Source organism: Bradyrhizobium sp. CCGB12, assembly GCF_024199845.1.
GTDB lineage: Bacteria > Pseudomonadota > Alphaproteobacteria > Rhizobiales > Xanthobacteraceae > Bradyrhizobium.
The window spans coordinates 1888750-1902131 of the sequence record NZ_JANADO010000001.1 but is presented as its reverse complement, the minus strand read 5'-3'; the positions used below and the strand labels follow the sequence as shown (position 1 = coordinate 1902131).

At 63.0% G+C, this 13382-nt stretch carries 14 protein-coding genes; all 14 read left to right on the top strand.

Going from position 1 to position 13382, the window contains the following annotated elements:
- The first annotated feature begins 18 nt into the window (after positions 1-18).
- The 14 genes from NLM27_RS09035 to NLM27_RS08970 all read left to right on the top strand — a co-directional run bounded on the left by NLM27_RS09035 (position 19) and on the right by NLM27_RS08970 (position 12250).
- Positions 19-1020: an NAD(P)-dependent oxidoreductase gene (locus NLM27_RS09035; RefSeq protein WP_254143008.1), complete on the top strand. Its 1002-nt coding sequence runs from the start codon at positions 19-21 to the stop codon at positions 1018-1020.
- 5 nt (positions 1021-1025) lie between these two features.
- Positions 1026-1637: a hypothetical protein gene (locus NLM27_RS09030; protein WP_254143007.1), complete on the top strand. Its 612-nt coding sequence runs from the start codon at positions 1026-1028 to the stop codon at positions 1635-1637.
- Positions 1634-2671: an aminoglycoside phosphotransferase family protein gene (locus NLM27_RS09025; RefSeq protein WP_254143006.1), complete on the top strand. Its 1038-nt coding sequence runs from the start codon at positions 1634-1636 to the stop codon at positions 2669-2671. The genes NLM27_RS09030 and NLM27_RS09025 overlap by 4 nt, the downstream gene beginning before the upstream one ends.
- Positions 2646-3494: a 1-deoxy-D-xylulose-5-phosphate synthase N-terminal domain-containing protein gene (locus NLM27_RS09020; protein WP_254143005.1), complete on the top strand. Its 849-nt coding sequence runs from the start codon at positions 2646-2648 to the stop codon at positions 3492-3494. The genes NLM27_RS09025 and NLM27_RS09020 overlap by 26 nt, the downstream gene beginning before the upstream one ends.
- Before the next feature lie 10 nt (positions 3495-3504).
- On the top strand, positions 3505-4464 hold the full coding sequence (locus NLM27_RS09015) for a transketolase family protein (RefSeq protein ID WP_254143004.1): 960 nt from the start codon (positions 3505-3507) through the stop codon (positions 4462-4464).
- 8 nt (positions 4465-4472) lie between these two features.
- Complete coding sequence (locus tag NLM27_RS09010) at positions 4473-5579, top strand: DegT/DnrJ/EryC1/StrS aminotransferase family protein (protein ID WP_254143003.1); 1107 nt, start codon at positions 4473-4475, stop codon at positions 5577-5579.
- Positions 5569-6687 (top strand): DegT/DnrJ/EryC1/StrS aminotransferase family protein, encoded by a 1119-nt coding sequence (locus tag NLM27_RS09005; RefSeq protein ID WP_254143002.1) that lies wholly within the window; start codon positions 5569-5571, stop codon positions 6685-6687. Before NLM27_RS09010 ends, NLM27_RS09005 begins: the two co-directional genes overlap by 11 nt.
- Positions 6684-7490: a sporadic carbohydrate cluster 2OG-Fe(II) oxygenase gene (locus NLM27_RS09000; protein WP_254143001.1), complete on the top strand. Its 807-nt coding sequence runs from the start codon at positions 6684-6686 to the stop codon at positions 7488-7490. Before NLM27_RS09005 ends, NLM27_RS09000 begins: the two co-directional genes overlap by 4 nt.
- Positions 7483-7875: an LIC12192 family sporadic carbohydrate cluster protein gene (locus tag NLM27_RS08995; protein WP_008549438.1), complete on the top strand. Its 393-nt coding sequence runs from the start codon at positions 7483-7485 to the stop codon at positions 7873-7875. Before NLM27_RS09000 ends, NLM27_RS08995 begins: the two co-directional genes overlap by 8 nt.
- A gap of 25 nt (positions 7876-7900) precedes the next feature.
- Positions 7901-8566: a class I SAM-dependent methyltransferase gene (locus NLM27_RS08990; protein WP_254143000.1), complete on the top strand. Its 666-nt coding sequence runs from the start codon at positions 7901-7903 to the stop codon at positions 8564-8566.
- Positions 8544-9119 carry a WbuC family cupin fold metalloprotein gene (locus NLM27_RS08985; RefSeq protein ID WP_254142999.1) on the top strand — a complete coding sequence of 192 codons (576 nt, stop codon included), beginning with the start codon at positions 8544-8546 and terminating at the stop codon, positions 9117-9119. The genes NLM27_RS08990 and NLM27_RS08985 overlap by 23 nt, the downstream gene beginning before the upstream one ends.
- A gap of 61 nt (positions 9120-9180) precedes the next feature.
- On the top strand, positions 9181-10161 hold the full coding sequence (locus NLM27_RS08980; RefSeq protein ID WP_254142998.1) for a lysylphosphatidylglycerol synthase transmembrane domain-containing protein: 981 nt from the start codon (positions 9181-9183) through the stop codon (positions 10159-10161).
- A gap of 29 nt (positions 10162-10190) precedes the next feature.
- A complete protein-coding gene (locus NLM27_RS08975) occupies positions 10191-10493 on the top strand; it encodes a hypothetical protein (RefSeq protein ID WP_254142997.1) in 303 nt (100 codons plus the stop codon).
- On the top strand, positions 10490-12250 hold the full coding sequence (locus tag NLM27_RS08970; RefSeq protein WP_254142996.1) for a hypothetical protein: 1761 nt from the start codon (positions 10490-10492) through the stop codon (positions 12248-12250). Before NLM27_RS08975 ends, NLM27_RS08970 begins: the two co-directional genes overlap by 4 nt.
- The last annotated feature ends 1132 nt before the right edge of the window (positions 12251-13382 follow it).

Genomic DNA, 13382 nt, shown 5'->3' with positions numbered 1-13382 from the left:
AAAATCTGGAGAACGACAGTGATTGGTCAGAAATGGAATGTGATGGTCACCGGTGGCGCCGGCTATGTCGGCAGCGTTCTGGTTCCCCAGTTGCTGGCGGCGGGCCACAAGGTCACGGTGCTTGACCTCTTCATGTACGGCGATGACGTCTTCAACGCCGTTCGCGACAATCCGAACCTGCGCCTGATCAAGGGCGACATCCGCGATGAGGCGGCGATCAACGAGGCCCTGCGCGGCACCAATGCGGTGATTCACCTCGCCTGCATCTCCAATGACCCCTCGTTCGAATTGGACCCGGGGCTCGGAAAATCCATCAACTACGACTGCTTCCGGCCGATGGTGCGTGCCGCGAAGAAGGTCGGCATCAAGCGCTTCATCTATGCGTCCTCGTCGAGCGTCTATGGCATCAAGGACGAGGCCGAGGTGACCGAGGAGCTGTCCTGCGAGCCGCTCACGGATTACTCGAAATTCAAGGCGATGTGCGAGACCGACCTTGCCGACGAAGCCGCGTCCGGATTCGTCACCTGCACGGTTCGTCCGGCTACCGTCTGCGGCTACGCTCCGCGGCAGCGGCTCGACGTCGTCGTCAACATCCTGACCAATCTGGCGGTCAACACCGGCCGCATCCGCGTGTTCGGCGGAACGCAGAAGCGGCCCAATCTGCACATCGAGGACATGTCAGCGGCCTATCTGTTCCTGCTTCAGCAGGATGACGCGAAGATCGACGGCAAGACCTACAACATCGGCTACGAGAACCACTCGCTGATGAAGATCGCCGACATCGTCAAATCGGTGGTTGGAGACAACGTCGACGTGGCCGTCGAGCCGACCGACGATCTGCGCTCATACCACGTCTCCTCGGAGAAGATCCGCCGCGAGCTGGGATTTGCGCCGACGCACACGATCGAACAGGCCGTGTCCGGACTCGTGGACGCCTTCAGGGGCGGCCGCCTGCCGAACTCGCTCAACGATCCTCGGTACTTCAACATCAAGATGATGCAGAACATCAGCCTGAAGTGAGCGGCGTGCGGATCGGCATCGATTTCGACAACACGATCATCTGCTACGACAAGGTCTTTGCCGCCGTCGCGCGTCAGCGTGGGCTGGTGCCTGAGGGGTGGGAGGGATTGAAGACCGACGTGCGGGATCATGTGCGGTCCCGCGCGGGCGGCGAGCTTGCCTGGCAAGGCCTGCAGGGCTTCGTCTACGGCAAGGGAATTGGCGGCGCCGAAATCTACCCGGGCGTCCGCGAGTTCCTCGGAGCGTGCCGCGAGGCCGGCGCAAACGTCTATATTGTCAGCCACAAGACGCAGTTCGGCCATCAGGACCCCGACCGCGTCGACTTGCGCGACGCCGCGCGCGGCTGGTTGCGAACCGCAGGCCTGACCGACACCGCCGAGGCGACGCTGGCCGCGGGCAACATCTATTTCGAGGATACGCTTGCGGCCAAGGTGGAGCGGCTCGCGAGCCTGGGGCTTGACATCTTCATCGACGATCTCGTCGACGTCTTCGAGCAGCCGCATTTTCCGAAGACGACGCGATCGATCCTGTTCACGCAGTCGCGGCCCCCTCACCCCGCCCATTGCGAGCCGGTCGCGACCTGGGCCGATATCCACCGCGGAGTATTCGCGGCATGAGCGAGCCGGACATCAGCGCGCAGGATGCGGTCTCGATCGGCAGCCGCTTGGCCGGAGCGCGGGTCGCGGCTGCGCAACCGGCGCGGTCCGGCGGCAACAACCGGGTGTTTCGGCTCGAGATGGCGGAGGGACCGCCGCTCGCCCTCAAGCATTATCCATCCGACGGGCGCGATCGCCTCGGACAGGAATATGATGCGCTCTCGTTTCTGTCTCGCCACGGCATCACATCGACACCGCGGCCGATCGCAAAGGACGCGAATGCGTTCTGCGCGATCTATCAATGGTTCGACGGCGATTCGGCGGTGCTGCGCCCCCGGGACGACGATGCCGACCAGTTGGCCGACTTCCTGATCGAGCTTCAGAAGCTGCACAACGCCGAAGGCGCGCAGACTTTGCGAAACGCATCGGCCAGCATCTTCTCGCCCGAGGCAGCCATCGCCCAGTACGAGCAGCGCCTGGACGGGTTGAGGCGCGCATCGCAGGATCAGCCGGACCTGCGTGCGTTCATGGACGGCAGCCTGGTTCCCAGCACTGCCATCGCGATCCGGCAACTTCGTCGGCGCTATGCGGAACTGGGCCGGGATCCCGCAGCGGACCTGGCACCCACCCATCGCGCATTGAGCCCATCGGATTTCGGATTGCACAACGCGCTGCGCGCCGACGACGGCAGACTGCGATTCATCGACTTCGAATATTTCGGCTGGGACGATCCCGTCAAACTCGTGTCCGACACCGCGATTCACCCAGGCAGCGATCTGCCCGAAGCCAGTGCGAACCGATTGATCGAACGGCTCTCGCGTGCCTTCGAAGCTGGGGATGACGCGTTTGCGATCCGCCGTGACGTACTGTATCCTGTGTTCGGGGCGATTTGGTGCCTGATTGTCCTGAATGCCTATTTGCCGGAAAGCCGCTCCCGGCGTGCCCTGGCTGCGCAAGGTGGCGATCTGACGGTTCGCCTTGCCGGACAGCTCGACAAAGCCCGCCGGCTCCACCAAATGATTTGCCAACGTGATCCAGATCTCACCCCACGCTGAAGCCGCCCTCACCTGCACGCTGGACGAGCGCAGCCTTTATTTGCGCCGCCTGGTACTCGGTTCTGTCCGCTCGGCCGGACGCGGACATGTCGGTCCCGCGCTGTCGCTGATCGAGATGGTGCGCGTGCTCTATGACGACGTGCTGCGGATCGATCCGAAGGACCCGCGCGATCCCAACCGCGACCGCGCGATCCTCAGCAAGGGACACGGTTGTCTGGCGCTCTATGCGCTCTTGGCCGATCGCGGCTTCTTCCCCCTGTCGGAGCTCGACGGCTTCTGCGGTCCCGACAGCATTTTGGGCGGACATCCCGAATACGGCATGGTGCCGGGGGTCGAGGCGTCGACCGGCGCGCTTGGCCATGGCCTGTCGATCGGTGTCGGCCTCGCGCTCGCCGCACGCATGCGCGAGCGCACCTACCGGACTTTCGTGCTGCTCGGCGATGGCGAGATCAACGAGGGATCGGTGTGGGAAGCCGCCATGGGCGCGGCCAAGCACGGGCTCGACAATCTGGTCGCGCTGATCGACTGCAACAAGCTGCAGAGCTACGGCCCGACCGACTACGTCCTGCCGCTGGAGCCGCTTGCGGACAAATGGCGCAGCTTCGGCTTCGCCGTGCAGGAGCTCAATGGCCACGACGTCGGCACCCTGCGCACCGTCCTGAAGCAGGTTCCGACCGTTCCGGGCAAGCCCACCGCGATCATCTGCCATACCGTCAAGGGCAAGGGTCTGCCGGCGGCAGAGTCCAACGCCGATTGGCATCACAAGAACAAGCTGACCGACAGCGAGCTGGACGCCATCCGCGTCGCCGTCGGCGATTTTTGATCGGCTCCCCATGCGCAACACAGCCATGAACATGGTCCACAAGCTCGCCGCGCGCGACGAGCGAGTGCTTTACATCGGCTCCGATCCAGGCGCGGGCACCTTGCGCGCGATGAGCAAGGAGTTTCCCAAGCGCCATCTGATCGAGGGCATTTCGGAAGCGCACATCATCGGCATGTCGGCAGGACTCGCGATGGAGGGCTTCGTGCCCTACGTCAACACCATCGCGACCTTCCTCACCCGGCGCTGCTACGAACAGGTGGCCGTCGACCTCTGCCTGCACAATCTGCCGGTGCGGCTGATCGCCAATGGCGGCGGGCTCGTCTACGCGCCGCTCGGTCCGACCCACCAGGCGATCGAGGACATCGCGATCATGCGGGCGCTGCCGAACATGACGGTGGTCTGCCCGTGCGATGCCGACGAGGCGGCGCGCATGATGGAGCAGACGCTCGACTGGACCGGCCCGATCTACATCCGGCTCGGCAAGGGCGGCGATGCCATCGTCTCCAAGGCCGAGCACGGCTTCGAGATCGGCAAGGCCATCCTGATGCGGCCGCCGGGCGACGTCCTCATGGTGACCACCGGCATCATGCTGCAGCGGGCGCTGGCCGCAGCCGACCTGCTGGCCGCACAAGGCATTCGCGTCGGCATCCTGCACATGCATACGGTGAAGCCGCTCGATACCGAGGCGCTGCTGCAGGCGATCCGCGGCACCAGGCTCGTCGCGACGCTCGAGGAGCACGTACCCTCCGGCGGCCTCGGCAGCGCGGTCGCGGAGGCGCTGATCGACAAGCTCGGTTCGGGTCTGCCCGCGATGCTGCGGCTGTCGCTGCCGGACCGCTTCATGCACAATTATGGTTCGCAGGATTCGCTGCTGAAGAAGCACGGCCTTGCCCCCAACGCGATCGCGACCTCGATCGAGCGCGCGCTTGCCGCCTCGCACACCTCCTCTCCTCAACTTCATTCCACCTGACGGGTCACATGTACGACGTTCGATATTCCTATCTGCTCGAGCAATTCGCCGACCCCGCTCCGATCCTGGCCGAGATCGGCCGCCTGGTGGCGACCGGTGATTTCACTCTTGGCAAGCCGGTCGCCGAATTCGAGCGTCGCTTTGCCGAACTGATCGGCGTGCGTCACGCCATCGGCGTCGGATCCGGCACCGACGCGCTCAAGCTGCCGCTCAAGGCGCTCGGCATCGGCCATGGCGACGAGGTCATCACGGCCGCCAATACGTTCATCGCCACCGTCGGCGCCATCGCTGAAACAGGCGCAACGCCCGTGCTGGTCGACTGCGACGATTCCTTCTGCATGAACGTCGACCAGGTCGAAGCCGCCATCACCAAGAAGACCAAGGCGATCATGCCGGTTCAGCTGACCGGCGAGGTTACCGACATGGGCAAGCTGATGGCGATCGCCCAGCGCCATAATCTGCCCGTCGTCGAGGATGCCTGCCAGGGCATCCTGTCCGAGTTTGCAGGGAAGCGCTCCGGCACCCACGGCATTGCGGCCGGCTTCTCCCTGCATCCGCTCAAGAACCTCAATGTCTGGGGCGATGCCGGCGTCGTCGTCACCAATGACGACGGGATGAACGAGCGGCTCCGCCTCATCCGCAACCACGGCATGAAGAACCGCGACGAGATCGCGATCCTCGGCTGCAATTCGCGGCTGGATTCGCTCCAGGCGGTGGTCGGCAACTGGCTGATCGGCCAGACCAGCGAGATCACGCGGCGCCGGATCGAGAACGCGGCCTACTACGATGCGGGCCTCGCCGGCTTGCCCGGCCTGCGCATCCCGCCGCGCCGGCCCAACGTGAAACACGTCTACCACCTCTACATGGTGTTCGCCGAGCGCCGCGACGAGCTCTACAAGCACTGTCTGGACAACGGCATCGAAGCCAAGATCCACTACCCGATCCCGCTGTATCAGCAGGAAGGCCTCAAGCATCTCGGCTACGCCCCCGGCACCTTCCCGGTCACCGACCGCCATGCGAAGGAAGTCATCAGCTTCCCCGTGGACCAGCATCTGACGCGCGCGCAGCAGGATCGCGTCATCGAGACCGTTCGGAAGTTCTGCCATGGACGCTGACACCGGCCGCCGCCGCATCGGTTACGTCAATCTTCCCGCACAATTCGAGGAAGAGCGCACCGAGATCATGCAGGCGGTCGAGGGCGTGTTCTCCCGCGGCGACTTCATCGGCGGCGCCGCGGTCGGGAAGCTTGAGGAAGAGCTGTCCGCCTATCTCGGCTCGCCGCGTGTGGTGACGCTGAACTCCGGCACCGATGCGCTGATCCTCGCCATGCGGGCGCTCGACATCGGTCCCGGCGACGAGGTCATCACCCCGCCGAATTCGTTCGTGGCATCGACCGCCGCGATCATCGCGGTCGGCGCCACGCCCGTCTTTGCGGACGTGCTGCCGGACCAGAACATCGATCCGGCCGCGGTCGAGGCCGCCGTGACCCCACGGACCAAGGCGATCATGCCGGTGCACCTGACCGGGCGCATGGCCGACATGAACCCGCTGATGGCGATCGCCAGCAAGCACGCACTCGCCGTGATCGAGGACAGCGCGCAGGCCGTCGGCTCGACCTATGACAGCCGCATGAGCGGCACCATGGGAACGTTCGGCTGCTTCTCCGCGCATCCGCTGAAGAATCTCAATGCCGCGGGCGACGCCGGCTTTCTCGTCACGGCCGATGCCGAGCTCGCCGCGCGCATTCGCCGTCTGCGCAACCACGGCCTGATCAACCGCAGCGACGTCCAGGAATGGGGCATCGTGTCGCGGCTCGACACGCTTCAGGCCGAGGTGCTGCGCATCCGCCTGCGTCACTTGCCCTCGGTGATCGAACGCCGGCGGCGCAACGCCGCGCAATACCGCGCTGAGCTCGCGGGCCTCCCCCTGTTCATTCCGCCCTGCCGGAACATCGAGTTCAACACCTTCCACACGTTCGTCGTGCAGACCGACCGTCGCAACGACTTCCAGAAATATCTGGCCGACAAGGGGATCGAGACCGCGATCCATTATCCGGTACCGATCCACCTCCAGCCCTCGGCAGCGCATCTGGGTCACGGCCGTGGCGCGTTTCCGGTGACGGAGCGGCAGGCAGACCAGATCCTCACGCTCCCGATCAACCAGTTCCTCTCGGCCGCCGACATCAGCTATATTTGTGCGACCGCCCGGGAGTATTTTGCATGATCGATACGGACTTCCTCCAGGCCGACGAGCAGGCGCTGGCGCAACGCTTCATCGACAACGGCTTCGTCACGACGCCCGCCGATGACCGCGCCGGGCTCGACCGGATCCAGCGGCGCGCCGCAGAACTTGCCGCGGACTATCTGAAGCTGCCGCACAGCAACGACCCCTACGCGATGCTCGACACCATCCACACGCGCGTGAGCGTGGACGATCTCAACGGCCTGCGGCTCCACGTCTTCAACGGTCTCAATGCCGAGCCCTGGTTCCGGCCGACCTATTTCCGCCTGGCGCGCTCGACGATCGAGACCATCGTCGGCAACGAGCTCTGCATGCAGCGCCGCGTCAATCTCAGCATCCAGATGCCCGGCGACGATTCCTCGCTGCTCGCGACGCACTCCGATGTCTGGTCGGGCGACTCGCCGTTCGAGGTCGTGGTGTGGGTGCCGCTGGTGAACGTCCACCGCACCAAGGCGATGTATCTGCTGCCGCCGTCCCTGAACGGCGACATGCAGGACCGGATGGCGAGCCTGCGCAGCGCCGAGGAGCTGTACAAGACGATCAAGCCGCACGCGACCTTCATCGAGATTCCCTACGGTCACGTGATGCTGTTCAACCAGACCCTGATGCACGGCAATCGCATCAACGAGGAGCCCGGCACGCGCTGGAGCATGAACTGCCGCTTCAAGAGCATCATGTCGCCCTACGCGGACAAGCGCTTCGGCGAGTTCTTCGAGCCGATCCTGCTGCGCCCGGCGACACGGGTCGGCATGCAATACAAGCTGCCGGGAGGCTTCCATGGCTGAGCGAGCCGGCCATCGCGGCTATATCGGCGCCCGGCCGCTGAACGGCAGCCGCACCCCGCAGCACGTCCAGAACATCGTGATCCGCGACTACGCGCGGCGGAAGAACCTGCAATACCTGCTCAGCGCCGTCGAGCACATCATGCCGGGCAGCTACATGGTGCTCGAAGACATCGTGGACGAGCTGCCCCGCCTGAACGGCCTGATCCTCTACAGCATCTTCATGCTGCCGCCCGACGAGGCGCGCCGACGGGAGATCTACGACCGCGTGCTGCGCGAGGGCTGCGATCTGCACGCCGCCGTCGAGGAGATCACGCTGTCCTCGCGAGAGGGCATCCAGGCGGTCGAGGATATTCTGCTCGTCAACAAATACGCGACCATCCTGTGACGATGACACGGAACGGTTGACGATCATGGCCGAGATCAACCTGCTTCAGCCGATGCACGCCTCGACCAAGCGGAACTACGTTCAGCGGGTCGTCGAGCACGACAAGGCGGAATCCGCGACCGTGGCACGGCAATGGGGGCGTGATTACTGGGACGGCGACCGCCGCTATGGCTATGGCGGGTATCGCTACGACGGACGGTGGCGTCCGCTCGCCCAGACCCTGATCGATCGCTACGGCATCAAACCTGGCATGAGCGTGCTCGATGTCGGCTGCGGCAAGGGTTACCTGCTCTACGAATTCACCCAGCTCGTCCCCGACGTGACCATCGCCGGCATCGACATCTCCGACTACGGCATCGCCAATGCCAAGGAGGAGGTGCGGCCGCAGCTCAAGGTCGGCAGCGCCGTCGAGCTTCCCTACGCCGACCACAGTTTCGACCTCGTGGTCTCGCTCGGCGTGCTGCACAATCTTCCGCTCGAGGATGTCTTCCGCGCCGTGACGGAGATCGAGCGCGTCGGGCGCGGTGCCTCAAAATATTTGATGGTGGAATCGTTCCGCAACGAGAGCGAGAAGGCCAACCTCCTCTACTGGCAGCTCACCTGCCTGAGCTTCCATGGTCCGGAGACGTGGGCCTGGATCTACGACAAATGCGGTTATCGGGGCGACCATGGGTTCATCTTCTTCGAATGAAGCCGGCCTGCACCGGCCGACCTCGCTGCGCGCGCAAAATCCGGAAGTGTATTATTCGGACGATGCCATCGTCACGGCGGACGACGCCACGATCGCGGAACTGAAGCGCATCGCCGCAGGCAACCCGCGTCTCCGCAGCCGACTGTGCACCCATCCCGATCCCTCGTCGGGCCTGCACGAGATGCTGATCGTGCATCATCGCGAGGCCTATGTCCGGCCCCACAAGCATTTCGGCAAACCGGAGTCCTTCCACGTCATCGAAGGCAAAGCGCAGGTGGTGATCTTCGAGGACGACGGGCGGATCCGCGACGTGCTCGAGATGGCGCCTTACGGCCAGGGCAAGCGCTGCTACTACCGGATGCCCGAGCAGGTGTTCCACTCGATCCTGATCACCTCGGAGTGGCTGGTGTTTCACGAAACCACCGCCGGCCCGTTCGATCCTTCCCGCACCGCATTTCCCGACTGGGCCCCCGATGGCAGCGACGCTGCCGCTGTCGAGGTCTACGTCACAAGAACTGGTACGCTCGCGGCGGAGCATCTGGCGAGAAGATAGACTTCGACCGCTATCGCTGCTTGACTATGCCGCCGTGAATGATCGAGGACGACACCAGCCGATGAAGCGGCCTGCAAAAGCACTGGCTACTCTGGCCAAGTTCGCCGTCTCGATCGGGATCCTGGTCTTGCTCCTGCGCAGCCAGGACTTGTCGTCCCTGAAAGCGGACCTTCTCGCCGTCAAATTGAATATGCTGGCGCTTGCGGTGTTGCTGCTGTTCGCCCAGACCTTCATTCTCTGCCACCGCTGGATCCTGATCCTCCGCGCCATGAGCGTGCCCCTGGGCTGGCTGGCGGGCTGGCGTATCCTCATCATCAGCACCTTTTTCAATCAGGTGCTGCCCGCGGGGGGTGACGCGGTCCGGATCTGGATGCTGCGGCGGAATGGTGTGCAATGGTCGCAAACGATCGGCAGCATCGTGGCCGATCGCTTCCTGGCACTGCTGGCGCTCGGGGCCGTCATATTGGCAGGAATGCCGTTTCTGCTGCCACGGATCCGTGACAACTCGCTCGTCTTTGCAATCGTCATCGTTCTCGTATTTGCGTGTTTCGGCCTCGTCGCCCTTGTCACGCTGGAACGCTGGCCATCTCGCATGATCGCCGCTCTGCCGGCCCGGGTCGTGGAATTCGCGATGCTGGTCAGGGCTCCGCTGCTGGCGGCCGAAGGCCGCGGGATGCTGATTGCAGCCGCCATTGTCATCAACCTGATTATGGTCACGGCCTGTTACGTCCTTGCGATCGGCCTCGACGCGCCGCTCTCCCCGCTCGACGCATTCGTTCTTGTTCCGCTTGTCATTCTATCTTCTGCGGTTCCGATCTCGATTGGCGGATGGGGCGTGCGAGAAGGCGCAATGGTTGCCGCGCTCGGCCTGGTCGGAATCGCTTCCGACAAGGCACTCGCAATATCGGTCTTGCTCGGTCTCAGCGGCCTGATCGTGGGACTGTTCGGCGGCCTGGTGTGGCTGGTCGCACCGGAGCGCGCCAGTTTCAGCAAGGTCCGCGCAGGGGCCGGTGCCGAACGGACTGACGCCGCGCCGGTTTAGCAATGGGCAACAGCGGACAAGATCAAGCTATGGCAGCAGCCAAGGTGCACCTGCCCACCACCCTCGGCCTGACGTTCTCTCTCATCAAGCATGAACGCGCTCGGCTCGTGGACGAATGCTTCGTCGGCGCGGCCACGTTGATATTGATGGGACTTGGACTTGGCGCCCTCTCGCTCCTGTATCCGCAAATTGTTCTCGGATTTGCGATCGTAGTTCTGCTATGGGATACCCTCATCTTCAGAATATCGCTGAAATTTCCGGTAACCATTCCCGCTGATCGCGGTGCTGGCCGCCGAGCATCTGGCCGGACGCGGCTTGGACTAGGGCTATGACCGACTTTGCCAGTTCCGACCATTTTCGCTCGAAAACCGACCTGGGCACCACGACTTCCCCATCGCGCGGCCGATTAGGCATTGGATATGTTTGGGTGGGTGCGGTTCTCGCTATTGTTGCGAGCCTGCCCGCACTATTCGCGCGTGAGGTCTTCGGCGACGATTGGACGGTTTACTACATCTATTGGACTGAAGGCGCAGGCGGCCTTGCTCGCGTGCTGTGGGAAGCAGCCCATGCCGGTTTCGCGATTCCCATGACGCTGTTCGTCGTGGCTCTGCCCGGCATGCCCGAAGTCGCCGCGCGGCTCGGGGGGCTGAGTTGCCATCTTGTGAACGGCATATTGCTCTACGCCATCTTCTTCAGATCGCCGCAAACGAGGCAGATCGCGGCACTCTTCACGGCCCTCTTCCTACTCAGCCCGTTCTATGCAATTCGCCTGACGCAGAATGCTATCTATGATTTCTTCCTGCTCTTCTATTTGCTGTCCTACGAATTGACCCATTCGAAGGTACGGGCGCTTCGATGGGCCGCACCGTTCTGTCTGCTTTTCTCTTTGTCTCTGGAGACCTTGATCGCCTGCGAGCCACTTCGCGTCGTGCTGGCCCGATCTGCTGACGAACGATGGACGCGGACGCTTGCGCGGCTCGCGCCGTTCTGGCTGGCCGTCGCAACTGTCATCGTGCTGCGGCTCACGATCCTGGGAAAGAGCGGTCACTACTCCGGACAATATGGCTTCGTGCCTGACTTTGCCGTCGTCGGCAACGCAATATCGGCTCATCTCATGGCCTTCCCGCGCGGCCTCGCCTACGCCTATTCCCGCGGGTTCGCCCTCCTGGGACGTCCTGTTTCCAGCATACTCACATTGGCCGCGGTCGTCGGTTTCGTGCTGTTCTCTTCAACCGCATTGTGGGCGCCCTGGGTACTAAGGAGCCGCAGCTCGACCCAAAGTGCGAAAATGCTGCTGATGTTGGGAGCCGCGATTGCCGTCATTGGCGCCCTGCCCTACGCACTTGCCGGAGTTTATGGCGACGTGGCGCGGGGGGAGTCGAGACTGCTCTTTCCCTCGCAGCTTGGCATCTTGATTCTGATGGCGACTGGTATACAGGCGATCCCGGGATTGCGCGTACGTGCAGCGGTCGCAGGCGGCGTGATCACGATCTTCGCATTGTCGTTGGCTCATGATTCCAAATGGCTGCTGTATGACGGGTTGTTCACTGGAGACATGCTGCGGCAAACTCGAGCAGCCTTGCTCGCCGATCCCGAGCCAAAGGTTGTAAAGCTCCAAATCGAAGATGCCTATGTCCTCCCATTCCGCTCGCGATGCCTCGGCGGCAATGACATGAACGTGGCACAGACGATCTTGCGTGACCAAAATCGAGCGCGATCGTTTATCTACACCGATTTCTGCGGCGATTTTACCAATCCCAGCTTCGTTGCGGGCGGCAACTGCTCGGTTTCCTACCTTGAGATCTTTCCTTGCCCCCCACGCCGCGAGACTTGGCGCTACCACGCTGCGCCGGGAATTCCGCGGCCCGACGACATTGGCTTCGTCGAGCTTCTGACCGCGATCTTCAAAGAGAACCCTTCAGCCACAGAAGGCCGCGGTGAACTGATGCAGTTGAAGGACGGAGAGACGGCCCCTTTGGCAAGAGCCGAGTATCGGCCACCTTGCGACCGGCCAGGCGTCCGTGCGGCGGCCTGGTTATTGGCTCTGCCCTCACCCGCGTGTGAAGATCCGGCCTCCGGAGCTCGGTAGACCACGCGACAGGGTCTCCCGGACGCTAGTCGATTCCATCGTCGTCCCCCTTGCTCTACCGGTCCAGCTCGATCTTAAGCACTCAGCTGGTTCATCTTCGAGGGTGACGGCTGCCGCGGTCCAAGACTCAGCGACGGAACGGGTGCGCTCGCCACCTGAAATCTGGTGAAAATAGACATCCACGCTATCAGCGATTGAGAGCTTCGCTGTCGGTAATTCCCGACGCGAACATACAATGCTGGAAGGCAACCATCGGGTTCGCGGGATTGTTCAATAACGCTGTAGTGGTAGAAGCGCAGGGCAAATAATTGGGGACTGTGGATCCAAGAGTTCTCTCCCTGACGTTCCTGATCGAATGCTTCCGTCCACTAGTCCTGTACGGCACGGGATGGGGAAGCACGCCCATCAAATGGGACCTTAGCTGGAGCACAATGTACAATCTGCCGCTCCAGATCGTTCGCCAGTTTTCAGCCGGGATGGCAACCGACGTTCCAAAAGGCCTCCGGTGGCGCAGTGGCAGTTGCGACCGTCCCTGCGCTGCTATTCGTGCAGGACAGGAACAATCCGCACCTCTATGGTCTGCGATCATACGCAACTTATCCCAGCCTTCTGAAATGGCCGTTCGTGTCTACGCCTCCCGCCGTGTGGCGGGAGGACTTTGACCAAATCACAGAGACTGAAACTAGGTTCATCCAGGACAACACCAAACCAGACGAACGAGTCCTGGTCATCGCCTTCAGGGATTGGGCCTATCTAGCGCAGGCCCATCGGGCGCCAGAAGCCTCTTTTATGCCGCTCCTCGTGCGGCGCGAAGAGGCTGCTTTTACGACAGCATCGTCGACCGCCGACCTGAGTATGCCCGTGTCCACGAGGCCATGGAAAGAATCAAGCGAGATTTCGTGGCCGTGGAGACGAAGGGTAATTGACACTCTATGAGAGGCGGCCTGACCGCGGTCGCACCTACGGCCCCTGAGCCCGGACATAAGCAGCCGTGGCCGCGTCCCGACCGACGGACGGCGGCACGTCTTGCAAGACCTCCCGACGACTGCTACCTGCTTTGATTGAGAACGCATCGGCCGGAGGACTGCTCGCGCACCCTGGATTGGATGTATCCGGGACCGTTTCGTTGCCG